Genomic DNA, 23,432 nt, shown 5'->3' with positions numbered 1-23,432 from the left:
TGCCGAACGTGCCCGCGGTACCCGCCGACCCGCACCCGAGCGCCGAGACCGGCGCTGAAACCGGCACCGGCACCGACACCGGGCGGGCCGCCGGGACGTGGCCGGCCCCGGTGCGCAGGCCCACCGGGCGGGACGTGGCCAGGCTGGCCGGGGTCTCCCAGGCCACCGTGTCGCTGGTCTTCTCCGGTGCCGAGGCCGGGCGCCGGGTCTCCGAGGCGACCCGGGCACGGGTCCGCGAGGCCGCCCGCAGCCTCGGCTACCGCCCGCAGGCCGCCGGCCGGCAGCTGCGGCTGGGCCGCAGCGGGATGATCATGCTGGCCGTGCCCAACCTCCAGGGCCCGTTCTTCGGCCGGGTGCTGGAGGGCGTCCACCACGAGGCCGGCCGGCACGGTCTGGCCGTCGTGGTCAGCTCCGGCTGGGGCAGCGCGACCCTGGCCGAGGCCGCCACCGCGGGCCGCTTCGACGGCCTGCTGATCTGCTCCCCGGACGACAGCCAGCTCGGCGAGCTGCCGCCGGACACCCCAGCGGTCTTCCTGGACGCCGACCCCGGCACCGACCGGGCGCGCCCGACCGTCGAGCTGGACGTGGCCGGCGGGATGCGGGCGGCCGTCGAGCACCTGGCCGCCCTGGGGCACCGCCGGATCGGGCACCTGCGGTCCACCCATGCCGCGTACACCTTCCGGGTCCGGCAGGCCGCCTTCGAGCAGGCGGTCCGCGAACTCGGCCTGGACGTGGTGGAGTTGGGCGTGAGCCTGAACGACGGCCACGCGGCCGCGCGGAGCGTGGCGGGGGAGCTGCTGGAGCGGGCGGACCGTCCGCGCGCGGTGATCTGCGACGACGACGTGGTCGCCTCCGGGGTCTACCAGGCCGCCGCCGAGCGGGGGCTGCGGGTGCCGGACGACCTGTCGGTGGTCGGCATGGACAACGTCGCCGTCTCCGGGCTGCTCGCCCCGCCGCTGACCACCGTGGACCTGCCCGGCGAGGAGCTGGGCCGGGCGGGGGCGGCCGCGCTCGCCGGACTGCTGGCCGGCGAGCGGGTGGAACCGGTCGCGCCGCTGGCCACCTCGCTGGTGCTGCGCTCCTCGACGGCCCCGGCCCCGGCCCCGGCCCGGGGCTGACGGACGTTTCGACGACGGCCCGCGCCGCCGCCCGTCCCGCCGCTGCGCCGCCGCCGATGCCCGGCACCGGCGGCAACGCGCTGCTCCCGGTGCTGCTCGCGACCGGTGCGCTCAGCAGCGGTGCGCTCGGCAGCGGGGTGCTGTTCCCGGTGACCGCCTGGGGCCGTCGGGGCCGCCACAGCTGATCGCCGTAGGTGAACGGAGGACATGACTGCGCCCGCCGGCCAGACCCCGGCGGGCGCAGTCGTCTGTGGGGGGCGGGGGTCAGCCCACCGGGACGGGCTCGGCGAGCGGCGCGAGCGGCGCGCCACGGAACCAGCGCCGGGCGCCGAACAGCACCAGGCCGCCCAGGGCGATCCCGCCGGCCGCGCACACCGCGACCGGGCGCAGCGATCCCTCGGCGAGGTGGCCGGAGACCGCGTAGCCGAGCGAGTTGCCGGTGGCGAACAGGGTCACCAGCCAGGCGAAGGCCTCGGTGACCGTCCCAGCCGGGGCCAGTTCGGCGACCAGGACGAAGGCGGCCGCCAGCAGCGGGGCCAGCATGACGCCGGAGAGGAAGGCCAGCGCGGCCATCGGGTACGGGCCGGGCAGGGTGACCAGCGGCAGGTAGGAGGCGGCCATGGCGAGGGCCATCAGCCAGGTGCGGGTCGCGGTGCTCTGCCGCCAGCTGACCATGCCGTAGGCGAGCGCGCCGAGCAGGCCGCCGAGCGCGGCCAGTGCCAGCAGGGTGCCCCCGCCGCCGGGCAGGCCGCCGGCGTGCTGCTCGGCGTAGGCGATGAACAGCACGTTCTGCGCGCCGACCGCCCAGCCGGCCCCGGCGAGTCCGACCAACAGCAGCACCAGGCCGGGGGAGCGCAGCGGGCCGAGCAGTCCGGCGGAGTGCGCGCGGGCGGGGGCGCGCCAGGCCCGCGCGGGTGCGGCGGTGGCGACCACCAGTGCGCCGGCCAGTCCGAGTCCGGCGGCCACCCAGAGCGCGGCGACCGGGCTGAACAGGCCGGCGATCCCGGCCACGGCCAGCGGCCCGGCCACGTAGAGGATCTGCTGGGAGGCGGAGTCGAAGGCGTACGCGGTGTCGAGCTGCTCCTCCTCGACCACGTCCGGCCAGAGCGAGCGCAGGCAGGGCTCCAGCGGCGGCATCGCCAGGCCGGCGACGGCGGCGCCGAGCGGCGCGGCGAGCGGGGAGCCGGGGGCGAGGGCGAGCAGCGCGTACCCGCCGCCGGCCACCACGGCGGAGGCGAGCAGGACGCGCGGCTGGCCGGTGCGGTCGACGATCCGGCCGAGCACCGGCCCGCCGACGGCGGCGGCGAGCGCGTACACGGAGGTGGCCAGTCCGATCCGGCCGTACGGGACGCCGGCCTCGCGCAGGGCGAGGGCGATCACCAGGGCGGTCATACCGGCGGGCAGGCGGCCGAGCAGGGTGCCGAGCAGGAGTCGGGAGACGTGCGGGGCGCGGAGCAGGGCGAGGTAGCCCATCGGTGGTCTTCTCCGGTCAGGGCAGGGGAGGGCGGGGACGCCGTCAAAGTTATACGTATAACTGCCGTTCGGTCAATCCGGCCGGAGGGTGGGGCTGATGGTGCGTCAGCTTCGTTCGTGTCCGGATCTCACTGCTGAGTGAAGGGTGACTGTGGCTCGATCTCAAACAAGTACTTTGAACATCTCAAACCTTTGCTGCTAACGTATCGGCCGTGACCACCTCAGACGCACTGCGGATGCACGGCCCGGGCCCGCTGCCCGGCGCCGCCCGCCCGGGTGCGCTGAACGGTGCTGTGGACAGCCCGCGCCGTTGTCGCGCCATGAGCTGCGCAGCCATGAGCTGTATCGCGGCGGCACGCCCCTGACCGGGGTTCGTGACCTCTCTCCGTCCGGCCCCGAGCCGTGCCGCCTCCTCCGCCCCGCACCCCACCGCCAGCAACGCCCTCCCCCGGAGTCGCACCCCCATGTCCACAGCGCCCGAGGCGACCTCGTCGCCGTCCCTGCTCACCCGCATCCGCAAGACACCGTTCTGGGTGCAGATCGTCGCCGGCCTCGTGCTCGGCGTCGGCCTCGGCTACCTGGCCCGCGCCGCCGACATCTCCTGGCTGGCCACCACGCTGGAGACGATCGGCAAGATCTTCGTCCAGCTGCTCAAGCTGGCCGTGCCGCCGCTGGTCTTCACCGCGATCGTGGTGAGCGTCGCCAACCTGCGCAACGTCACCAACGCGGCCCGCCTGGCCACCCGCACGCTGCTCTGGTTCATGATCACCTCGCTGATCGCGGTCGGCATCGGCCTCGGCCTGGGCCTGCTGACCAACCCCGGCCAGGGCACCAACCTCAAGACCGACGGCCTCAAGGCGCTCGACTCCAAGGGCACCTGGATCGACTTCCTGACCGGGATCTTCCCGACCAACATCGTCGACGCCTTCGTCAAGGTGAACGTGCTGCAGATCGTCTTCATGGCGGTCGTGGTCGGCGCCGCGATCATCAAGCTCGGCACCAAGGCCGAGCCGGTCCTCAAGCTCAGCGAGACCGTGCTGGAGCTGACCCAGACCGCGCTGTGGTGGGTCATCCGGCTCTCCCCGCTCGGCACCCTCGGCCTGATCGGCAAGTCCGTCGCCAAGTACGGCTGGGACCTGCTCAAGCCCTTCGCCACGCTGACCCTCGACATCTACGTCGGCTGCGCCCTGGTGCTGTTCGTCGTCTACTCGCTGGTGCTGCGCTTCGCCGCGGGCCTCAACCCGCTGCACTTCTTCAAGGGCGCCTGGCCCGCCATCCAGCTGGCCTTCGTCTCGCGCTCCTCGGTCGGCACCCTGCCGGTCACCCGCCGCGTCACCGAGCGCCTCGGCGTCCCGAGCGAGTACGCCTCGTTCTCCGTGCCGTTCGGCGCCACCACCAAGATGGACGGCTGCGCCTCGATCTACCCGGCCGTCGCCGCGATCTTCGTCGCCCAGGTCTACAACATCGATCTGGGCATCAGGGACTACCTCCTGATCGCCTTCGTCTCGGTCGTCGGCTCGGCCGCCACCGCGGGCCTCACCGGTGCGATCGTCATGCTGACGCTGACCCTGTCCACGCTGGGCCTGCCGCTGGAGGGCGTCGGCCTGCTGCTGGCCATCGACCCGATCCTGGACATGATGCGGACCGCCACCAACGTGGCCGGCCAGGTGGTCGTGCCGGTCGTGGTCGCGGCGCGGGAGCGGATCCTGGACGTGGCCGCGTACAACAACCCCTCCGGGGACCTGTACGAGGAGGACGCACCGAAGGTCGCGGTTCCGGTCGCCGCCTGACGGTTCGGTACGCCGCCTGACGGCTTGGCGCGCTGCCTGACGGTCGGCACGCCGCCTGATGGTCGGTACGCCGGTTGACGGTCGGCACGCTGCCCGATCGCTTGCGCGATGCGAAGGGCCCTCTCCCGGTTCACGGGGCGAGGGTCCTTCGGCTTTCCCCTCCTTCCCCGGCTCACCGGGACTGCCGGGAAAAGGCAGGGGGCCCGCCGCGATGGGCAGGCCCCCTTGGGTGCTGCTCTTGTGCTCATGGTGACGGCTGTCGGGAGCCGTCGACGGACCCGAAGGGTCCCGAGCGATCAGAACATCAGAGGATGGTCAGACGACGGCGGTGACGTTCTCCGCCTGCGGGCCCTTCGGACCCTGGGTGACGTCGAAGGTGACCGCCTGGTTCTCCTCCAGCGAACGGAAGCCGTTCGCGTTGATGGCGGAGTAGTGGACGAAGACGTCGGGGCCGCCGCCCTCCTGGGCGATGAAGCCGAAGCCCTTCTCAGCGTTGAACCACTTGACGGTTCCCTGAGCCATGCCGTTCTCCTTGCGATGCGTGTCGGGGGCCACACCGTGTGGTCCCCGGTCCGCTGCGCTGATCGCCCTGCCTCCGGACGAGTCCGAAGTTTTTCGATATTGCTGAAAAACTACAAAAAGCCCGCGGTTACATGCTCCGCAGGCTTCAAGTACTGCAAGGGGAATCAAACTGCAACTGAGGGCAACGCTAGCATGCGGCCGCTGTGACGACCAGGGGTCACTTGCCCTTCGGACGGCGCGTGTCGTAGGCCCCCGGAGCGGCCTGGTTACGGGCGCGGGCAGGCGTGTTGGGGGCGCGCACGAGTCTGCGGACAGGCGCCCGCGCCGCCTGTCCGGCAGCACCCGCGCGCGTGTCGGGTGGCCGGTGCGAGCCGTCGCGAACAGCAGGCATACGCTGCGGTGAAACGCACGAACAGCGCCGTGGGGAAGCGCACGAACAGCAAGGGAGCGCCGCAGTGGCAGTGCCGGACGGACAAACGCGGGAGCCCGAGCACCAGGAGAACACCCCGGTCAGGCCCAGGGTCGGCCACATTCAGTTCCTGAACTGCGTCCCCCTCTACTGGGGCCTCGCCAGGACCGGCAACCTGCTCGACCTCGACCTCACCAAGGACACCCCGGAGAAGCTGAGCGACCGACTCGTCGGCGGCTCCCTCGACATCGGCCCGATCACCTGCGTGGAGTACCTGCGCAACGCCGAGGACCTGCTGGTCCTGCCCGACATCGCGGTCGGCAGCGACGGCCCGGTGATGTCCTGCCTGATCGTGAGCAAGGTGCCGCTCGCCGACCTCGACGGCCGCCGGGTCGCCCTCGGCTCCACCAGCCGCACGTCCGTCCGGCTCGCCCGGCTGCTCCTGGAGGAGCGGGAGGGCGTGCGCCCGGACTACTTCACCTGCCCCCCGGACCTCAGTGCGATGCTCGCCGAGGCCGACGCCGCCGTCCTGATCGGCGACCCGGCCCTGCGCGCCTACCTCGGCCAGGCCGCCGACCTCGGGCTGACCGTCCACGACCTCGGCGAGATGTGGAAGGAGTGGACCGGACTGCCGTTCGTCTTCGCGGTCTGGGCCGTGCGCCGCGAGTTCGCCGAACGCTGCCCCGAGCTCACCGCGGCCGTCCACCGGGCCTTCCTGGAGTCGCGGGACCTCTCGCTGGTCGAGGCCGCCAAGGTGGCCGAGCAGGCCGCCCGTTGGGAGACCTTCGGGGCGGACGTGCTGGAGCGGTACTTCAGCGAGGCGCTCGACTTCTCGCTCGGCGCGCGGCAGCTCGCCGGGGTCGCCGAGTTCGCCCGGCGGGTCGCCCACGACAGCGGCTTCGCGCCGGACGTGACGGTGCGGCTGCTGGAGCCGGCGGCGCTGCCGGTCGGGCCGTAGGGGCGCCGCCTTCGCCAGGCCGTCCGCGGGCGGGTCGGGCGGTGGGTCGGGCGGTGGGTCGGTCCGGCCCGGTACGGTCTGCTCCCGAGGTGCGTCCGGCGGGGTCCCGCGCGGGTGCGGGGCGGGCGAGGGGAGCGTGCGGGACATGCGGGCACTGGGGTCGGACGATCCGCGCCAGGTGGGCGCCTACCGGCTGTTGCGGCGGCTCGGCTCGGGCGGGATGGGCCGGGTCTACCTCGGTCGGACGGCCGGCGGGCGCACCGTCGCCGTCAAGGTGGTCCGGGCCGAACTCGCGGACGACGCCGAGTTCCGCGCCCGGTTCCGGCAGGAGGTGGCCGCCGCCCGACGGGTCGGCGGCGCCTGGACCGCCCCCGTCCTGGACGCCGACACCGAGGGCGAGCAGCCCTGGGTCGCCACCGGCTACGTCGCGGGCCCCGCACTCGCCGCCGCTGTCCGGGCGCACGGCCCGCTGCCGGAGGCCGCCGTCCGCGCCCTCGGCGTCGGGCTCGCCGGGGCGCTCGCCCATGTGCACGGGCTCGGCCTGGTGCACCGCGACGTCAAGCCCTCCAACGTGCTGCTCACCCTGGACGGCCCGCGGCTGATCGACTTCGGGATCGCCCGGGCCCTGGACGCGACCAGTGGTTTCACTCGTTCGGGTTATGTGGTGGGCTCACCCGGCTTCATGTCGCCCGAACAGGCGAACGGGCAGCCGTCCGGGCCGGCCGGGGACGTCTTCTCGCTCGGCGCCGTCCTGGCCTTCGCCGCCACCGGGGTCCACCCCTTCGGCGAGGACGTCAGCGCGGCCGTCCTGCTCTACCGGGTGCTGCACGAGGAACCGGACGTCAGCGGAGTGCCCGAGGCGCTGCGGACGGTCGTCCTCGACTGCCTCGCCAAGGACCCGGCCGCCCGGCCCACCCCGCGGCAACTGGCGGCCCGCCTCGACCCGGACGGCGCGGCCGCCGCCCTGCTCGGGCGGGGCGACTGGCTGCCGCCGGCGCTGGCGGCGGGGGTGGGGCGCAGTGCGGTGGAGCTGCTGGACCTGGAGGGGGCGCAAGGGGAGGCGCTGCCGTACGCGCCGACGCAGGCGTCGGGGCCGGGCGGGGCGGCTGCGCCCGGGGCGGGGTCGGGGGCTGTGTCCGGGGTTCCGTCCGGAGCGGGGGCGGCCTCGGGGTCAGGAGAAGGGGAGGGGGACGGGCCGCTGCCGCTGTGCAGTTACCCGGCTGGGACGGGGGAGGAGCAGGGGCTCGCCCGTCAGCGTCGTCAGCGGCGTCGGTGGGTCGGGGCCGCGCTGGCGGTGGTGCTGGCGGTCGCGGCGCTCGGGGGTGCCGGGTACGCCTGGTACGCGATGACCGGGCCGGCCGGGCCGGCGGTGTCGGGGCCGTCCGTGGGGCCGCTGCCCCTGCCGTCCGTGGACCCGGACCAGGCCGTCGCGTCGCCGGGGGCCTTCGTGCCGGGTGGGACGGCGGGGGCGTCGCCCTCCGCGCCGGTGTCTCCGTCCACGGCGGCGTCCGCGTCCACGGCCGGGTCGGCCCCGTCGACCGGGACGGGCGGGCCGGGGGTGGTGCCCGCGGCGTTCCTGGGCACCTGGAGCGGCGACATGGTCACCGACAAGGGGCTGCCCGGCGGCACCACCACGCTCACCGTCCGCCAGGCGGCGATCGGCCAGGAGGCCACCACCAGCCACAACGGCGTCTCCGGGCTGATCTCGATCAGCTGCGAGGGCGCCTGGACGCTCAAGTCGGCCTCCGACACCGAGCTGGTGTTCCGGTCCCGGCTGGTGCGCTCCTCCATCCCCGGTGCCTGCACCGGCGGTTCCAACACGGAGACCCTCAGCCTGCGGTCCGACGGGACGATCCGCTTCACCTCCGCCGACCCGGCCGCCGGGAACCCGGCCGGCACGCTGCGCCGGACGGGCGGCTGAGGCGGGTCGGTGAGGCGTGCGGGTGAGGCGGGTTGTGAGGCAGGGTGGGTCGGTGAGGCGGCCCGGTGAGACGGGTCGAGGCGCAGTTCAGCGGGCTGACGCGGGCGCCCGTAAGGCCTGGCGTAGGCTGGTTCGGCCGTACCCGAGTTGCACTTGAGAGAGAGAAGGCCGCCAGGTGACCGAGCTCGCAGCGACCACCCTCGATGCGTCCAGCACCGACCTGCAGGCCGTGCTCGACCGGGCCGCCGCAGGCGGCCGGATCACCCCGGAGGAGGCGCTGGAGCTCTACCGCTCGGCGCCGCTGCACGCGCTCGGCTCCGCCGCCGACGCGGTGCGCCGCCGCCGCTACGCGGGTACCGAGCACATCGCGACGTACATCATCGAGCGCAACATCAACTACACCAACGTCTGCGTGACGGCGTGCAAGTTCTGCGCGTTCTACGTGCCGCCGAAGAGCGACAAGGGGTGGTCCCGCGAGCTCGACGAGATCCTGCGCCGCTGCGCCGAGACGGTCGAGCTGGGCGGCACCCAGATCATGTTCCAGGGCGGCCACCACCCGGACTACGGCGTCGAGTACTACGAGCGCGCCTTCTCGGCGATCAAGGCCGACTTCCCCCAGCTGGTGATCCACTCGCTGGGCGCCTCCGAGGTCGAGCACATGTCCCGGATCTCGGGGGTCTCCATCGAGGAGGCCATCACCCGGATCCACAAGGCGGGCCTGGACTCCTTCGCCGGCGCCGGCGCCGAGCTGCTCCCGGAGCGGCCGCGCAAGGCGATCGCCCCGCTCAAGGAGTCCGGCGAGCGCTGGCTGGAGATCATGGAGGCCGCGCACGGCCTCGGCGTGGAGTCCACCTCCACCATGCTGATGGGCACCGGCGAGACCAACGCCGAGCGGATCGAGCACCTGCGGATGATCCGCGAGGTGCAGGACCGCACCGGCGGCTTCCGCGCCTTCATCCCCTACACCTACCAGCCGCAGAACAACCACCTCAAGGGCTCGACCCAGGCCACCGTCTTCGAGTACCTGCGGATGATCGCGATCGCCCGCCTGTTCCTCGACAACGTCGCCCACATCCAGGGCTCCTGGCTCACCACCGGCAAGGAGGCGGGACAGCTGTCGCTGCACTACGGCGCCGACGACCTGGGCTCCGTGATGCTGGAGGAGAACGTCGTCTCGGCGGCCGGTGCCAAGCACCGCTCCAACCTCACCGAGCTGATCCACCTCATCCGCGCCGCCGACCGCGTCCCGGCGCAGCGCTCCACCACCTACGAGCACCTGCGGGTGCTGGACGACCCGGCCAACGACCCGGTCGACCCCCGGGTCGCCTCGCACATCGCCTCCACGGCGATTGAGGGCGGCACGGCCCACCCCGAGCTCAAGATCCTGGACAACGACTGAGGCCCCGGACGACCGAGGACCACGGACACCCGAGACCGCTCCGGTCGACGCCGTGCTGACTCTGCACCGGGCCGAGTTCCTGCTGCCCGACCCCGCCGAACCCACCGCCCCGTCCTTCGCCGACGGGGCGGTGGTGGTGCGCGGTGAACTGGTCGAGGCCGTCGGCCCGTACGCGGAGCTGGCGGCGGCCCACCCGTCGGCCCGGGTCCGGGACTGGGGCCGGGCCCTGCTCGCGCCCGGCCTGCGCAACCCCTGCGGGCAGCGGTTGCTGGAGCGGGACTACCACCCGGACCCGCGTGAGGAGATCGGCGTCGAGCCGGTCGTGGACGGGCTGGTCGGCTGCACCGACGAGGCCCGGTACGGGGCCAGCGCGCGGCGCGGTCTGCAGCGGATGCTCGGTTTCGGCGTGACGGCGGTGGCCGGGCCGTTCGCGCGGGCGGCGGTGCGGACGGCGGTGGCGCGGTCGGGGCTGGTGGCGCTGCCGGGGGCTGCGGGGGCTGCCGGGCTGTCTGGGGCTGCCGGGCTGTCTGGGGCTGCCGGGCTGTCTGGGGCTGCTGGACTGTCCGGGGCTGTGGGGGCTGCTGAGCTGTCGGGGGCGGGGGGGCCGGGCGAAGGGGCGGGCTTGCTGGACCCCTTGGCGGTGCTGCCGCTCGCCCGGGCCGTGCACGGGCGGGTCGCGGCCGGTGGGCGGGCGGACTTCGCGGTGTTCCCGGTGGTGGCGGAGGAGGGCGAGGTCCGGCCGGCGGCCGGCGGGTGCCTGGCGACCGTGCTGGCCGGGCGGTTGGTGTACCGGCGGAGGTGACCGTCCGCGGGCGGAGGCGGGCGTGAGCTCGCCGGTGTGACGTACTCGTCAGTAGGCGGATTGCCTTGCGGTGCACGGGACTTCCTTCGTGTGCACTCGAACTGCCGTGCCCTCCCAGGGGGGTGATTGTCCCTTCACCGTGACCTGAGGGCCCGCCAGCGGATACGATCCCGGACAGCTCACTCCGTACCCTCACCACACCACCACCCGTACCCGCGGGCGGCGGGGCCGTGCCCAGGCCCCGGAGGCAAGCCAGGACAGGAACCATGCGAACCGCGACCGTCCCCCCGCCGCGAACCCCGCGGATGGGCCGTGGTTGGTACCTCGCCGCCGTGCTCAGCGCCGTGCTGGCCGTCGGGATGTGCCTGCTCGGTTGGCGCCAGGCCGACCAGGCCGACCGGATCGCGGCCCACCCGGTGAGAGTCGAGGGCGTCGTCACCCAGCTGCCGACCGGCGGCGGCACCTACAGCGCCGTCAGCTACAAGGTCAGCGGCCAGCCGCACACCGCCGCCGCGCTGCCGCTCGCCGACGGCATCAAGCTCGGCGACGCCGTCTGCCTCGAACACGCCGCCGACGACCCGGGCGCGGTCCGGATCTGCGGCGACACCTACCCGCAGCCCGTCGGCGTCGGCCTGGCCCGGTTCAGCGTGCCCGTCGCCGTCGTGCTGTTCGTGATCTGCATGCTGCGCATCCGGCGCCACCGGCGGGCCGTCGCCGTCCGCAGCGGCCAGGGCCGGATCGCCGCCAACCTGGCCATGGCGACCGGGGCCCTGGCCGAGGGGATGCCGGCGATAACCCAGGGCAAGCGCTCGCGCCGCCGCCGTCGCGCGGGCGGGCGGCGCGGATCGCACTGAGGCCCCGTTGGTCGGTGCGGCCGTCGCAGGGTGAACAATGGGGGGCGTGACCCGAGCCTCCCTGGACAAGCAGCCGCACGAAGTCGCCGCCATGTTCGACGACGTCGCGGCCAAGTACGACCTCACCAACGACGTGCTCTCCCTCGGCCAGGCCCGCGCCTGGCGCCGGGCGGTGGCCGAGGCGGTGGCCGCCGGACCGGGGGACCTCGTGCTCGACCTCGGAGCCGGCACCGGCACCTCCTCGCTGCCCTTCGCCGAGGCCGGGGCCGACGTCGTCCCGTGCGACTTCTCGGTCGGCATGCTCACCGAGGGCAAGCGCCGCCACCCCGAGCTGCCGCTCACCGCCGGCGACGCCACCCGGCTGCCCTTCGCGGACGACACCTTCGACTCGGTGACGATCTCCTTCGCGCTGCGCAACGTCCAGGAGACCGACGCGGCGCTGCGCGAGATGCACCGGGTCACCAAGCCCGGCGGCAAGCTGGTGATCTGCGAGTTCTCCACGCCGACCTGGACGCCGTTCCGGACCGTCTACACCGAGTACCTGATGCGCGCGCTGCCGCCCGTGGCCACCGCCGTCAGCAGCAACCCGGACGCGTACGTGTACCTCGCCGAGTCCATCCGCGTCTGGCCGGACCAGCCCGCGCTGGCCGCCCGGATGCAGGAGAGCGGCTGGTCGAAGGTCGCCTGGCGGAACCTGACCGGCGGGATCGTCGCGCTGCACCGCGGGTACAAGCAGGCGTAGCCGGAGGGGGCGTCTCCGGCAGCGTCAGCGGAACTAGACTGCCGGAGACAAAAGCCGCCATCCCCCGCCGCAGCTCCAGGAGTGTGTCCACGTGTCCGAGACCGCAGCCGATCTGACGAAGCCGGACAGCACGGTCGAGAGCACCGCCGACGTCATCGTGGTCGGCGCGGGCCCGGCCGGCGCCACCACCGCGTACTACCTCGCCCAGGCCGGGCTGGACGTGCTGCTGCTGGAGAAGACCGCCTTCCCGCGCGAGAAGGTCTGCGGCGACGGCCTCACCCCGCGTGCCACCAAGCAGCTGGTGGACATGGGCATCGACGTCTCCACCGAGAACGGCTGGCTGCACAACAAGGGCCTGCGCATCATCGGCGGCGGCGTCCGGCTGGAGCTGGACTGGCCCGAGCTGGCCTCCTTCCCCGACTACGGCCTGGTCCGCAAGCGCGCCGACTTCGACGAACTGCTCGCCCGCCAGGCCGAGAAGGCCGGCGCCCGGCTCTACGAGCGCTGCAACGTCAGCGGCCCGGTCCTGGACGAGCGCACCGGCCGGATCGTCGGCGTCACCGCCAAGCTCGGCGAGGAGAAGCGACCGGTCACCTTCCGCGCCCCGCTGGTCGTCGCCGCCGACGGCAACTCCACCCGGCTCTCCCTCGCCATGGGCCTGCACCGCCGCGAGGACCGCCCGATGGGCGTCGCCTACCGCACCTACTTCAACTCGCCGCGCCACGACGACGACTACCTGGAGTCCTGGCTGGAGCTGTGGGACACCCGCGGCGGCCAGCGCAAGCTGCTGCCCGGCTACGGCTGGGTCTTCGGCATGGGCGACGGCACCTCCAACGTCGGCCTCGGCATCCTCAACTCCTCGCCCGCTTTCGGCGAACTCGACTGGCGCGAGGTGCTCAAGGCCTGGTGCGCGAGCATGCCGGCCGAGTGGGGTTACACCCCCGAGAACATGACCGAGCCGATCCGCGGCGCCGCCCTGCCGATGGCCTTCAACCGGCAGCCGCACTACACCCGCGGCCTGCTGCTGGTCGGCGACGCGGGCGGCATGGTCAACCCGTTCAACGGCGAGGGCATCGCCTACGCGATGGAATCCGGCCAGATCGCCGCCGGGGTCATCGTGCAGGCCCACGCCCGCGTCACCGAGGGCGGCCGCGAGCGCGCCCTGCAGGCCTACCCGCGCATCCTCAAGGACGTGTACGGCGGCTACTACACGCTCGGCCGCGCCTTCGTGAAGCTCATCGGCAACCCCAAGGTGATGCAGCTCGCCGCCCAGCACGGCCTGCCGCGCCCGCTGCTGATGCGCTTCACCCTCAAGCTGCTCGCCAACCTCACCGACCCGCAGGGCGGCGACGCGATGGACCGCGTGATCAACGGGCTGGCGAGGGTCGCGCCGAACGCCTGAGGCGGCGGGGCGCCTGGGTGCTTGGGGCACCCGGGGGTGCTCGGGGCGACCGGGGTGCCGGGGTATTGGGGCGACCGGGGTGCCTGGGCCGTCTGGGGCGTTGGCGCGCCTGGCGTGGCGGCGCGCCTGGGGTGCGGGTGCGCGGCCCGGTTCAGGGCGACTTCGGTGCCGTCTCCTGCTCCGCCGTGTCGCGGGAGGCGGCGGAGCGCTGTTCGACGTAGGCGAGGCGCTCGTCGAACACCCGGGCCGCGTCGGGGGTGAGCGTCCGCAGGGCGACCAGGGCGCTGAACACGACGTCGCAGAGCTCGTGCTGGACGTCCTCCCAGGTGTGGGTGACGCCCTTGCGCGGGTTCTGACCGGTCGCGCCGATCACCGCGGCGCCGACCTCGCCGATCTCCTCGGAGAGCTTGAGCAGCCGCAGCAGGCGCTCCTCCTGCGGCGATTGGGTGCTCTGTTCGTCCAGCCGCGCGACCAGCTGGTCGACGCTCTCCCAGATCCGGCTGTCCATGCGGTGCTGCTCCCCTGCGGTGTCGTTGTTGCTGCCACCGTACGGGAGTGGCCAGGGGGGCGGGCCGGACCGCTGCCGTCCGGACCGCTGCCGCTCGGAGCGCTTGCGTCCGGCCCGCTGTCACCCGGACCGCTGCCGTCCGGCCCACCCCAGGTGTTCGCCCTGCCCGGCCGGTGGATCAGCGCTTGCTGATGTTCACGTGGCGGATGTTCACGGGGACGTTCGGGAATCCGTCGCCCGGGCCGTTCTGGTCGTCCTCGCCGGCGGCGGCGATCTTCTGCAGGACGTCCAGACCGGCCGTCACGCGGCCGAACGGGGTGTAGGCGGGGGAGAGCTTGGTGTCCTTCCAGACGATGAAGAACTGGCTTCCGTTGGTGTTCGGTCCGGCGTTGGCCATGGCCACGGTGCCGGCCGGATAGGTGGCTCCGGTCAGGTTCTCGTCCGGGAAGGAGTAGCCCGGACCGCCGCTGCCCGTCCCGGTCGGGTCTCCGCACTGCAACACGTAGATCCGCTGGGTGGTGAGTCGGTGGCAGTGGCTGCGGTCGAAGTAGTTGTGCTCGGCGAGGAAGCGGAACGAGAAGGTGGTACAGGGCGCCTTGTCGGTCAGTGCCTCGAAGGTGATCGGGCCCTGGTTGGTGCGCAGGGTCGCTTGGTAGGGGCGGGCCGCCTTCGCGGCGTCGAAGACCGGGATGCCCTTGAAGTTGTCGGCCGGGACGGCGGGTGTGTAGGTGCAGGCCGCGCTCGGGGCCGGGGTGGCGCCGGAGGGGGCCGCGACGGCCGTGCCGGTGCTCGCCGCGAGTGGGAGGACGGTGGCGGCGGCGACCAGCGCCCAGTGCGTGGGCTTCACGTGACGGGCCTTCCGGGGGGTGGTGGACGGCGTACTTGTCATGGAGGAATCATCCACGGCCGGGTGGGTCTTCGGTAGGGGGTGGGGTGGCTGGGGCTCCTTCGGCCGTCGGTGATGACGTGGTGTCAGTTCTCCTTCGGGGTGGGCGTGAACAGTCCGGCTCGGGCGGCGAGGGCGGCGGCGTCGGCGGCCCGCTCGGCGGTGCCGGCATCCAGCGGTTCGCCGGTGACGAACAGTCGGTAGTAGAGCGGGGCGGTGGCCGCCCTGATCACCTCGGCGCCGTCCGTCCCGGCCGGCAGGTCGCCGCGGGCCACGGCCCGTTCGGCGACCTCGGCGGCCTGGCGGTGGCGGGCCGCGAAGAACCCGCGCAGGGCGGCCGCGCCGGCGTCGGAGCGTTGGGCGGCGGAGATCAGCGCGGTGGGCGTGGGACCCAGCTCCGGGTCGGTGAAGACGTGGAAGACCTCCTGGGTGATTCGGCGGAGGTCCTCCTGGAGGTCTCCGGTGTCGGGCAGCGGCCAGGGTTGGTCGGCGGAGGCGGTCAGGGCGTCGGCGATCAGGCCGTCCACTCCGCCCCACCGCCGGTAGAGAGTCGCCTTGTGGACGCCGGACCGCGCCGCGACCGCCTCGGCGGTGAGTCCGTCGTACCCCTTCTCGGTGACCTCGGCGAGCGTGGCGGCGACCACGTCCGCGCGGACCCGGGCGCTGCGCCCGCCCGGGCGCGGGGTGGGCGTGCGGGGTGGCTGCTGGTCGGGGGTGGCGGCCTTGCTCAAAGTCGACTCCTGTCGCATTAAGGCTTGCTGCGGGGTGGCGGTTGTGCCATGCTCATCGTAATGCGACGCGCGTCGCATTACGAGAGGAGCCTGTGTGACCACCCGCGCCGTCCCCGACCCGACCGCCCTCCACCCGCTCGCCGGCCACGACCGAGTGGTCCTGCTGCGCCCGCTCGTCACCGACCCGAGGATCGAGGTCGGCGAGTACACGTACTTCGACGACCCCGACGGAGCCACCCGCTTCGAGGAACGCAACGTCCTCTACGCCTACGGCCCCGAACGACTGGTGATCGGCAAGTACTGCGCGATCGCCACCGGCACTCGCTTCCTGATGGCCGGGGCCGCCCACCCGGCCATCGGCGTCTCCACCTTTCCCTTCACGATGTTCGGCGGCAGCTGGACCGAGCAGACCCTCGACATCGTCACGGGCCTGCCCAGCCGTGGCGACACCGTGGTCGGCAACGACGTCTGGTTCGGCTTCGGCGCCACCGTCCTGCCGGGCGTCCGGATCGGCGACGGAGCGATCATCGCGGCCGGTGCGGTGGTCACCGCCGACGTCGAGCCCTACACGATCGTCGGCGGCAACCCCGCCCGCCCGATCCGACGCCGCTTCGACGACGCCGACATCGAACGCCTCCTCCGGGCCGCCTGGTGGGACTGGCCGGCCGAGCTCGTCACCGAGCACGTCCGCGCCATCATGTCCGGTACTCCAGCCGACATCGAGGACATCGCCGAGACGAACGGCCTGCTCGCCTCCTGACCCGCCGGCGCCCGGCAGGGGCATTGATCATCGGCAGCCCGGTGCGCGAAGATGGCGCCCCCGTGCTCCACCCCTCGCCCCGTCCCCCGCTGAGCCACACGCCCAGCTCCCGGGTCCGTCCGACGCCGTACGGTCCTCGCACCCGCCGGTTCCGTTCGTACGGAGGGATCCTCCTCATGCGTGCCTCCCTGTCCTCGTTCTCGTCCTCATCGGTCCTTCGCGATCTGCCGGTCCTGCTCGTGGCAGTGGTGTGGGGGTCGAGCTTCCTCGCCGTCCAGCGGGTGGCCGACCCGGAGACGGTCGTGGCGATGCTCGTCCTGCGCTTCGGGCTGGTGCTACCGCTGCTCGGGGCGGTCGCCTGGCGGGCCCTGCGGAAGCTGAGCCGCGCCGAATGGCTCGGCGGCGCCGCGCTCGGCCTGGTCCTCAGCGGGATCTTCCTGCTGGAGACCTACGGTGCCGTGCACACCTCCGCGACCAACGCCGGGCTGATCATCAGCCTCGCGATGGTGCTCACCCCGCTCGGCGAGAGCGCCCTCGGCCGGACCGCACCGCCGCGGGCCTTCCTCGCGGCCGCCGGGCTGGCCGTGCTCGGCGTAGCCCTGCTCACCGGCGACGGCGGGCTGCGCCCTCCGACCCTCGGTGACCTGCTGGTACTGGGCGCCGCCCTCGTCCGATCGGCGTACGTCCTGGCGATGGCCCGCACCCGAGCCGTCCGCGACACCGACATGCTCGCCGTCACCTGGGTCCAACTCGCCTCGGCCACCGGAGTGTTCGCCGTGGTCGCGCTGTCCGTCGGGCCGGCGCCCTGGACGGTCGCACGCTCGTACGGGGCCGGCCAGTGGGCCTGGCTGCTGCATCTGTCCCTGTTCTGCACCCTGTTCGCCTTCTTCGTCCAGATGTGGGCCGTCCGGGCCACCTCGCCGTCCCGGGTGAGCCTGCTGCTCGGCACCGAACCGCTGTGGGCCGCCGTCTTCGGCCTCACCGTGGCCGGGAACCGGATGGGCCCGCTCGCCCTGCTCGGCGGAGCCCTGGTGCTGATCGCGACCGAGTGGGGGCGGCGGACCGCCCCTGTGCCGCGCCCGGCCGCGAACGCGGGAGAGAGCGCATCCGAGGCGGAGGAGCCGAGCCCGGAGCCGGCCTCGGTCTGACCGGCAGCCCTCGTCACCGGCGCCGCCACAGAGTCCGGCGGGCGTAGTCGATGGTGACCGCGCCCAGCAGCGGGCCCCAGGCGACCAGGGGCAGGTAGGCGAGAGTCATCACCAGGGCACCGAGGCCGTGCGGCGAGTCCGCCTCGGCCAGGTTCCCGGCCCAGCCGCCGAACAGGGCGAACAGCCCCAGCCAGGTCAGGACGAGCGCGCCCAACAGGGCCGGAACGACGGCGAACAGCGGGCGCACCCGTCGGCCGCCTATCAGCGGGATCCAGCGCGGAACCACGTGCCCCCAGGGCCGGACCAGGCCCAGGGTCAGGAACGCCAGCCCCTCCGCCAACGCACTCAGCGCCACGCAGTAGACCGTGCCCCAGCCAGGCTGGTGTTCCGCGTACGCCGCGGCCGTCGCCCCGCTGAAACCGAGCGGGACGCCGAAGCCGAAGACGATCCGCCACAGCCCCGAGGGAACCGTGCTGAGCGCGGCGGCCGTGGCGGCGATCCGGGCCCAACGCGGGGCGGGCGGGACGTCCGGGGCGACCGCGTCGACCGCCCCGACCCGGTGGTCGGATACGCGGGCGTTGATCACGAGCTTCGACATGGTGGTGCACTCCCTTCGGCTCCGGCCCCGTGGCCGGTGCGATGACTCAAGACTGGCGGCCGGGAAGGGCCGGCGGCAGATGCCGATCGGGCTGTTCCTCCTGCTCAACTGCCCTTTGAAATGTGCCGATCGGCACAGGTGTGCCATCCCTCCCGCGCCGTAATGTGACGGCAGTCGATGAGTCGAGGAGAGGTGATGGCGATGACTCAGATCCTGTCCGGGGTCGTCCTGGTCCTGGCACTGCCGGCTTGGTCGGCGCGGGGCCGCCGTGGGGCGGCAGCCGTGACCTTGGCGCTCGGGGTGTCCTCGGCGGTGGTCACGGCCGCCGTCTGGATCCTCGGCCGCTGGGCGGAGGGCGACCGCTGGGCCGGACTGCTCGGCCTGGTCGAACTGGCCGTCCTGCTGCTGTCGGTGGTCATCACCCTGCGCACCGAGGACGGCCCGCGGTGCGCGCTGGCGGCCTGGACGGCATGCGGAGCGGTCGCCCTCTGGCTGACCAGGTTCGCGTTCGTCGAGGGGCCCGGGGACGTCCTCACGATCTTCGGCTTCGGCTCGGCGCTCTCCCTGCCGGCCGTTCTGATCGGGCTCTACCTGAGGGGCCTGGACGAGGGGCGCACCAAGGCGGTGGTCGAGGCCAAGCGGGCCCAGCGGCTCGAACTGGCCCACGACCTGCACGACTTCGTGGCGCACGACGTCAGCGGCATGGTGGCCCAGGCCCAGGCCGGCGCCTACCTGGCCTCGGTCGACCCGGCCCGAGCGGTCGCCATGTTCGAACGGATAGAGCAGGCCGGGCAGCGGGCCCTGGCATCACTGGATCGGACGGTCCAGCTGCTGCGCACGGAGGAGGGGACCGGGCGCGGTCCACAGCCGGGGCTTTCGGAACTCGCGGAGGTGGCTGAGCGGTTCACCGCCGCGGGCGGCGCGGAGGTCCGGCTGGAACTGCCGGAGCAGCCGGTTCCGAGGGAACTGGGTGGGACGGTCCACCGGATCGTGGTCGAGGCGCTGACCAACGTCCGACGGCACGCCCAGGGCGCCGCACGGGTCGACGTCCGGGCGCGCCGCGTCGGTGAGTGGCTGGAGCTGACCGTGACGAACGACGGTCGGCCGGCGGGGGCGGCCAGTCGGCCCAGGCGGGGCGGCGGCAGCGGACTGCCTGGTCTGGCCGCGCGGGTGGAGGCACTCGGCGGCACCTTCGAGGCGGGAGCGCATGAGCGGGAGGCCTGGCGGGTGACGGCGAGGCTGCCGTTGGCAGGTCGGGAGGAGCCGGAGCGGCCGGAGACCCCGATGAGGACGAGTGCGGGTGCAGGGGAGATGAGCGGATGAGCAGCAGTGCAAAGCCGATCCGGATCCTGGTCGCCGATGACCAGGCGGACATCCGCAGTGCATTCAGGATGATCCTGGACGTACAGCCGGACATGACGGTGGTGGCCGAGGCCTCGGACGGTGCGGCGGCGGTACAGGAGGCGAAGAGACTGCGGCCGGACGTGGTGCTCGCGGACATCCGGATGCCGAAGCTCGACGGCCTGGAGGTCACGCGGCAACTCGCCGGCCAGTGCAAGGTGATCGTGGTGACCACCTTCGACCTGGACGAGTACGTGCACACGGCCTTGCGGCACGGTGCGGCGGGCTTCCTGCTCAAGCGCTCGGGGCCGGTCCTGCTGATCGAGGCGGTCAGGGCGGCGATGGCCGGGGACGCGTTGATCAGTCCGCAGGTCACTGTGCGGTTGTTGCAGCACATGGCGCTGCCGGGGGCGGCCCCTGTGCCGGGGTCCGCGGGCGGAGCAGGCGTGCCGGGCCCGTTGATAGCCGGCCCGGTGGAAGAACTGACCGAGAGGGAAAAGGAGATCGCTGAGCTGGTGGCCGATGGAGCGACCAACGCCGAGATCGGCGCCGGGCTCTTCATCTCACCGGGAACGGTGAAGAACCACCTCGCCAACATCCAGCGCAAGCTCGGTGCCCGTAACCGGGTGGGCATCGCGGCCTGGGTGTGGGAACAGGCAGTCGGCAACCGGTAGCCGGCCCCTGGCCCGAAGGGCGAGAGCGGAACGACGGAGGCGGCCTGCGCCAGGGCGCGGCCCAAGAGCGAGAGGGAGGCAGGGCAGAGGAGGAGGCGGGCCGAGGGATTCGAGGGCCGCAGCGGGAAGTTGGGCCTGCCCTACACGGGAGGCGGAGCCGCGAGGGCGGCGGGTGGAGCGGAGGCGGAGGAGGAGGGCAGGCCCCCAGGGGCCCACAGGCTGCCAGGGCTGCGAGCGCGCAGCAGCCCCGCGCGGGGACCGGCCGGCCCAGCGCAGGTGACACCGGCAGCAGGTGGGCAAACCTGGCGCGGGCGGCGGGCGGCGGGCGGCGGGCGGCGGGCGGCGGGCGGCGGGCGGCGGGCGGGTGGGGGGAGGGGGGAGGGGGAGGGGAGACCCCCACGACAACATCGCGCGCTTGTGAACAAAGGGTCAAGCAAGCGTTCCTCCCCCCACCACCCCTCCGAGTGAGCCGCTATAACACGTCAACATGACTCCCCGAAATTTGCTATCCCCGGAGCATAGTTGATATAGGAATGCGCCCCTGACCAGCCGCTTCCAAGATAAATGCGACTACTTGTGACCATTTGACTCCTTTGCGTTGACAACTCTGGGCATGTTCACATTCGCCACCATTCACATGGTGTCGTAGATCACAAAGATGACGTTGAACTGCGTGTCGCAGATCACAAGCCACCGGGCATAGGATGCGCTCGTTCCAGGCTTTGTGAACTGCCTCACATGAGGTGGATCTCGGGAACTGGAACGCGGGTTCACCTCAGTGTGACCCGCCGGTTCCGATCTGCAGTCAAGGACGACTGGACGGAGGGAGCGGGGGCTATGAATGCCTACGCGCCGATCCTCGTACTCGGTGCCATCGCGGCGGCGTTCGCGGTCGGTTCCGTCGTGATGGCCTCACTCACCGGCCCCAAGCGCTACAACCGGGCCAAGTTGGAGGCGTACGAGTGCGGCATCGAGCCGACCCCGCAGCCCGTGGGCGGCGGTCGGTTCCCGATCAAGTACTACCTGACGGCGATGCTCTTCATCGTCTTCGACATCGAGATCGTCTTCCTCTACCCCTGGGCGGTGACCTTCGACTCCCTGGGGCTCTTCGGGCTGGTCGAGATGCTCCTGTTCATCGCCACCGTCTTCGTCGCGTACGCCTACGTCTGGCGCCGCGGCGGCCTGGAGTGGGACTGAGGCAGGGGTGGCGCCGCCGCCCTTGTGAACGAGCGGACAAGCTCGGACGGGCCGGACGTTCCCCCGGACGCTCCGCGGGCGCATCGCCGGACGTACCAGAGGACTTGAGGGCATTGAGAGGGATCTGATGGGAATCGAGGAGAAGCTGCCGAGCGGCTTTCTGCTCACGACCGTGGAGACGGCCGCCGGCTGGGTGCGCAAGGCGTCACTCTTCCCGGCCACCTTCGGTCTGGCCTGCTGCGCGATCGAGATGATGACCACCGGTGCCGGCCGCTACGACCTGGCCCGGTTCGGGATGGAGGTCTTCCGGGGCTCCCCCCGGCAGGCCGATCTGATGATCGTGGCGGGCCGGGTGAGTCAGAAGATGGCCCCGGTGCTGCGCCAGGTGTACGACCAGATGCCCAATCCGAAGTGGGTCATCTCGATGGGCGTCTGCGCCTCCTCCGGCGGGATGTTCAACAACTACGCGATCGTGCAGGGCGTCGACCACATCGTCCCGGTGGACATCTACCTGCCCGGTTGCCCGCCCCGCCCGGAGATGCTGATGGACGCCATCCTGAAGCTGCACGACAAGATCCAGCACGAGCCGCTGGGCGTGAACCGGCGCCGCGCCGAGGAGTTGGGCGAGGCCCTGGCCCTCAAGGCGGCCCCGATCAGCGAGATGCGGGGGCAGCTGCGATGAGCGAACAGGTACCCGAGACCCGCCGCGAGCAGCCGCCCCGGGAGATCCCGGTCGAGGTGGTCGGCCGCCGGCAGGGCATGTTCGGTGCCGAGGGCACCGGCGACACCTCCGGCTTCGGCGGCCTGGCCGCCCCGATCGTGCTGCCCGGCCCGAGCGAACGCCCGTACGGCGGCTGGTTCGACGAGGTCGCCGACGAGTTCGAGGGCGCGCTGGAGGAGCAGGGCCTGGACCCGGCCGAGGTGGTCGAGAAGACCGTGGTCGACCGCGGCGAACTCACCTTCCACCTCGACCGCACCCACCTGTTGAAGGCGGTGCGCATCCTGCGCGACGACCCGGCGCTGCGCTTCGAGCTGTGCCTGGGCGTGAGCGGGGTGCACTACCCGGGCGACCGGGGCCGCGAGCTGCACGCGGTCTACCACCTGCGCTCGATCACCCACGGCCGACTGATCAGGGTGGAGGTCACCGCGCCGGACGCCGACCCGCGGATCCCCTCCGTGGTGAGCGTCTACCCGACCAACGACTGGCACGAGCGCGAGGCCTACGACTTCTTCGGCCTGGTCTTCGACGGCCACCCGGCGCTCACCCGGATCATGATGCCGGACGACTGGCTGGGCCACCCGCAGCGCAAGGACTACCCGCTCGGCGGCATCCCCGTCGAGTACAAGGGCGCCCAGATCCCGGCTCCCGACCAGCGGAGGTCGTACAGCTGATGAGTACTCAGCACTACGAGGAAGCAGACGCCCGCGAGACCACCGAGGGCCGGGTCTTCACCGTCACCGGCGGCGACTGGGGCGAGGTGGTCGAGGCGGTCGGCCGGGCCGACGACGAACGCATCATCGTCAACATGGGCCCCCAGCACCCGTCCACCCACGGCGTGCTGCGGCTGATCCTGGAGATCGACGGCGAGACGGTGAAGGAGGCCCGCTGCGGCATCGGCTACCTCCACACCGGCATCGAGAAGAACATGGAGTTCCGCAGCTGGGTCCAGGGCACCACCTTCGTGACCCGGATGGACTACCTGACCCCGCTGTTCAACGAGACCGCCTACTGCCTGGCGGTCGAGAAGCTGCTCGGCATCACCGACGACGTCCCGGACCGGGCCAGCGTCATCCGGGTGATGATGATGGAGCTCAACCGGATCGCCTCGCACCTGGTCTGCCTGGCCACCGGCGGCATGGAGATCGGCTCCACCACCCTGATGATCTACGGCTTCCGGGACCGCGAGCTGATCCTGGACGTCTTCGAGCTGGTCACCGGCCTGCGCATGAACCACGCGTACGTCCGCCCCGGCGGCCTGGCCCAGGACCTGCCGCCCGGCGCCGTCGACCAGATCCGCGAGGCGGTCCGCACCTTCCGCTCCCGGATGCACGAGTACGACAAACTCGCCACCGGCAACCCGGTGTTCAAGGCCCGGCTGGTCGACGTCGGCTTCCTGGACCTGGCCGGCTGCCTGGCCCTGGGCGCCACCGGCCCGATCCTGCGCGCCACCGGCCTGCCGCACGACCTGCGCAAGACCG

At 72.7% G+C, this 23,432-nt stretch carries 24 protein-coding genes and 1 pseudogene; 19 read left to right on the top strand and 6 right to left on the bottom strand.

Going from position 1 to position 23,432, the window contains the following annotated elements:
* The first annotated feature begins 8 nt into the window (after nucleotides 1-8).
* Complete coding sequence (locus AB0F71_RS27345; protein ID WP_360239195.1) at nucleotides 9-1,118, top strand: LacI family DNA-binding transcriptional regulator; 1,110 nt, start codon at nucleotides 9-11, stop codon at nucleotides 1,116-1,118.
* A gap of 56 nt (nucleotides 1,119-1,174) precedes the next feature.
* Nucleotides 1,175-1,303 (top strand): hypothetical protein, encoded by a 129-nt coding sequence (locus tag AB0F71_RS27340; protein WP_360239192.1) that lies wholly within the window; start codon nucleotides 1,175-1,177, stop codon nucleotides 1,301-1,303.
* 79 nt (nucleotides 1,304-1,382) lie between these two features.
* Here AB0F71_RS27340 and AB0F71_RS27335 read toward each other — a convergent pair whose 3' ends face one another.
* On the bottom strand, nucleotides 1,383-2,591 hold the full coding sequence (locus tag AB0F71_RS27335) for an MFS transporter (protein WP_360239189.1): 1,209 nt from the start codon (nucleotides 2,589-2,591) through the stop codon (nucleotides 1,383-1,385).
* 212 nt (nucleotides 2,592-2,803) lie between these two features.
* Here AB0F71_RS27335 and AB0F71_RS27330 point away from each other — a divergent pair, with 212 nt between their 5' ends.
* Together AB0F71_RS27330 and AB0F71_RS27325 are read left to right on the top strand one after the other, a co-directional pair.
* Nucleotides 2,804-2,956 carry a hypothetical protein gene (locus tag AB0F71_RS27330; protein WP_360239186.1) on the top strand — a complete coding sequence of 51 codons (153 nt, stop codon included), beginning with the start codon at nucleotides 2,804-2,806 and terminating at the stop codon, nucleotides 2,954-2,956.
* 99 nt (nucleotides 2,957-3,055) lie between these two features.
* On the top strand, nucleotides 3,056-4,381 hold the full coding sequence (locus tag AB0F71_RS27325) for a dicarboxylate/amino acid:cation symporter (protein ID WP_360239183.1): 1,326 nt from the start codon (nucleotides 3,056-3,058) through the stop codon (nucleotides 4,379-4,381).
* A gap of 315 nt (nucleotides 4,382-4,696) precedes the next feature.
* Here AB0F71_RS27325 and AB0F71_RS27320 read toward each other — a convergent pair whose 3' ends face one another.
* Nucleotides 4,697-4,903, bottom strand: coding sequence for a cold-shock protein (locus AB0F71_RS27320; RefSeq protein ID WP_360239181.1), 207 nt, complete (start codon nucleotides 4,901-4,903; stop codon nucleotides 4,697-4,699).
* A 455-nt stretch (nucleotides 4,904-5,358) separates the two neighbouring features.
* On the opposite strand from AB0F71_RS27320, the gene AB0F71_RS27315 reads away from it, so the two are divergent.
* The 7 genes from AB0F71_RS27315 to AB0F71_RS27285 all read left to right on the top strand — a co-directional run bounded on the left by AB0F71_RS27315 (nucleotide 5,359) and on the right by AB0F71_RS27285 (nucleotide 13,390).
* Nucleotides 5,359-6,270 (top strand): menaquinone biosynthesis protein, encoded by a 912-nt coding sequence (locus AB0F71_RS27315; protein WP_360239178.1) that lies wholly within the window; start codon nucleotides 5,359-5,361, stop codon nucleotides 6,268-6,270.
* A 145-nt stretch (nucleotides 6,271-6,415) separates the two neighbouring features.
* Nucleotides 6,416-8,191 carry a serine/threonine-protein kinase gene (locus AB0F71_RS27310; RefSeq protein ID WP_360239175.1) on the top strand — a complete coding sequence of 592 codons (1,776 nt, stop codon included), beginning with the start codon at nucleotides 6,416-6,418 and terminating at the stop codon, nucleotides 8,189-8,191.
* Nucleotides 8,192-8,366: 175 nt separating this feature from the next.
* Nucleotides 8,367-9,590 (top strand): cyclic dehypoxanthinyl futalosine synthase, encoded by a 1,224-nt coding sequence (gene mqnC / locus AB0F71_RS27305; protein WP_360239172.1) that lies wholly within the window; start codon nucleotides 8,367-8,369, stop codon nucleotides 9,588-9,590.
* A gap of 52 nt (nucleotides 9,591-9,642) precedes the next feature.
* On the top strand, nucleotides 9,643-10,392 hold the full coding sequence (locus tag AB0F71_RS27300) for a hypothetical protein (protein WP_360239169.1): 750 nt from the start codon (nucleotides 9,643-9,645) through the stop codon (nucleotides 10,390-10,392).
* A 266-nt stretch (nucleotides 10,393-10,658) separates the two neighbouring features.
* Nucleotides 10,659-11,246, top strand: coding sequence for a hypothetical protein (locus AB0F71_RS27295; RefSeq protein ID WP_360239166.1), 588 nt, complete (start codon nucleotides 10,659-10,661; stop codon nucleotides 11,244-11,246).
* A gap of 46 nt (nucleotides 11,247-11,292) precedes the next feature.
* Entirely contained in the window at nucleotides 11,293-11,988 is a 696-nt protein-coding gene (locus tag AB0F71_RS27290) for a demethylmenaquinone methyltransferase (protein ID WP_360239163.1), read from the top strand.
* A gap of 112 nt (nucleotides 11,989-12,100) precedes the next feature.
* Nucleotides 12,101-13,390: a geranylgeranyl reductase family protein gene (locus tag AB0F71_RS27285; protein ID WP_360239377.1), complete on the top strand. Its 1,290-nt coding sequence runs from the start codon at nucleotides 12,101-12,103 to the stop codon at nucleotides 13,388-13,390.
* A 151-nt stretch (nucleotides 13,391-13,541) separates the two neighbouring features.
* Here AB0F71_RS27285 and AB0F71_RS27280 read toward each other — a convergent pair whose 3' ends face one another.
* From AB0F71_RS27280 to AB0F71_RS27270, 3 genes are all read right to left on the bottom strand, one after another.
* On the bottom strand, nucleotides 13,542-13,898 hold the full coding sequence (locus AB0F71_RS27280) for a MazG-like family protein (protein WP_360239160.1): 357 nt from the start codon (nucleotides 13,896-13,898) through the stop codon (nucleotides 13,542-13,544).
* A gap of 178 nt (nucleotides 13,899-14,076) precedes the next feature.
* Entirely contained in the window at nucleotides 14,077-14,787 is a 711-nt protein-coding gene (locus AB0F71_RS27275; protein ID WP_360239157.1) for a peptidylprolyl isomerase, read from the bottom strand.
* A gap of 83 nt (nucleotides 14,788-14,870) precedes the next feature.
* Nucleotides 14,871-15,515 carry a TetR/AcrR family transcriptional regulator gene (locus AB0F71_RS27270; protein ID WP_360239154.1) on the bottom strand — a complete coding sequence of 215 codons (645 nt, stop codon included), beginning with the start codon at nucleotides 15,513-15,515 and terminating at the stop codon, nucleotides 14,871-14,873.
* A 94-nt stretch (nucleotides 15,516-15,609) separates the two neighbouring features.
* Here AB0F71_RS27270 and AB0F71_RS27265 point away from each other — a divergent pair, with 94 nt between their 5' ends.
* Together AB0F71_RS27265 and AB0F71_RS27260 are read left to right on the top strand one after the other, a co-directional pair.
* Entirely contained in the window at nucleotides 15,610-16,275 is a 666-nt protein-coding gene (locus AB0F71_RS27265; RefSeq protein WP_360239151.1) for a CatB-related O-acetyltransferase, read from the top strand.
* Nucleotides 16,276-16,451: 176 nt separating this feature from the next.
* Nucleotides 16,452-17,423, top strand: a complete 972-nt coding sequence (locus AB0F71_RS27260; RefSeq protein WP_360239147.1) for a DMT family transporter — start codon at nucleotides 16,452-16,454, stop codon at nucleotides 17,421-17,423.
* A 13-nt stretch (nucleotides 17,424-17,436) separates the two neighbouring features.
* Here the strand turns inward: AB0F71_RS27260 and AB0F71_RS27255 are convergent, their stop codons facing one another.
* Nucleotides 17,437-18,021 carry a hypothetical protein gene (locus AB0F71_RS27255; RefSeq protein WP_360239144.1) on the bottom strand — a complete coding sequence of 195 codons (585 nt, stop codon included), beginning with the start codon at nucleotides 18,019-18,021 and terminating at the stop codon, nucleotides 17,437-17,439.
* Between the two features lie 195 nt (nucleotides 18,022-18,216).
* Between AB0F71_RS27255 and AB0F71_RS27250 the strand changes: the two genes are divergently transcribed.
* The 6 genes and pseudogenes from AB0F71_RS27250 to AB0F71_RS27225 all read left to right on the top strand — a co-directional run.
* A complete protein-coding gene (locus tag AB0F71_RS27250) occupies nucleotides 18,217-19,344 on the top strand; it encodes a histidine kinase (RefSeq protein WP_360239141.1) in 1,128 nt (375 codons plus the stop codon).
* Nucleotides 19,341-20,036, top strand: a complete 696-nt coding sequence (locus tag AB0F71_RS27245) for a response regulator transcription factor (protein ID WP_360239138.1) — start codon at nucleotides 19,341-19,343, stop codon at nucleotides 20,034-20,036. The genes AB0F71_RS27250 and AB0F71_RS27245 overlap by 4 nt, the downstream gene beginning before the upstream one ends.
* 837 nt (nucleotides 20,037-20,873) lie before the next feature.
* Nucleotides 20,874-21,233: an NADH-quinone oxidoreductase subunit A gene (locus AB0F71_RS27240; RefSeq protein ID WP_360239135.1), complete on the top strand. Its 360-nt coding sequence runs from the start codon at nucleotides 20,874-20,876 to the stop codon at nucleotides 21,231-21,233.
* Between the two features lie 127 nt (nucleotides 21,234-21,360).
* The gene (locus tag AB0F71_RS27235; protein WP_360239132.1) at nucleotides 21,361-21,915 is read left to right on the top strand and encodes an NADH-quinone oxidoreductase subunit B family protein; all 555 of its coding nucleotides are present in this window, start codon (nucleotides 21,361-21,363) and stop codon (nucleotides 21,913-21,915) included.
* On the top strand, nucleotides 21,912-22,625 hold the full coding sequence (locus tag AB0F71_RS27230; RefSeq protein WP_360239129.1) for an NADH-quinone oxidoreductase subunit C: 714 nt from the start codon (nucleotides 21,912-21,914) through the stop codon (nucleotides 22,623-22,625). The genes AB0F71_RS27235 and AB0F71_RS27230 overlap by 4 nt, the downstream gene beginning before the upstream one ends.
* A pseudogene (locus AB0F71_RS27225) lies at nucleotides 22,625-23,432 on the top strand (NADH dehydrogenase subunit D); the annotation flags it as partial. The gene AB0F71_RS27230 and the pseudogene AB0F71_RS27225, both read left to right, overlap by 1 nt.

Source organism: Kitasatospora sp. NPDC028055, assembly GCF_040637885.1.
Classification (GTDB): Bacteria; Actinomycetota; Actinomycetes; order Streptomycetales; family Streptomycetaceae; genus Kitasatospora.
The sequence above is the reverse complement of the archived record's forward strand: the minus strand, read 5'-3'. Positions and strand labels throughout refer to the sequence as shown.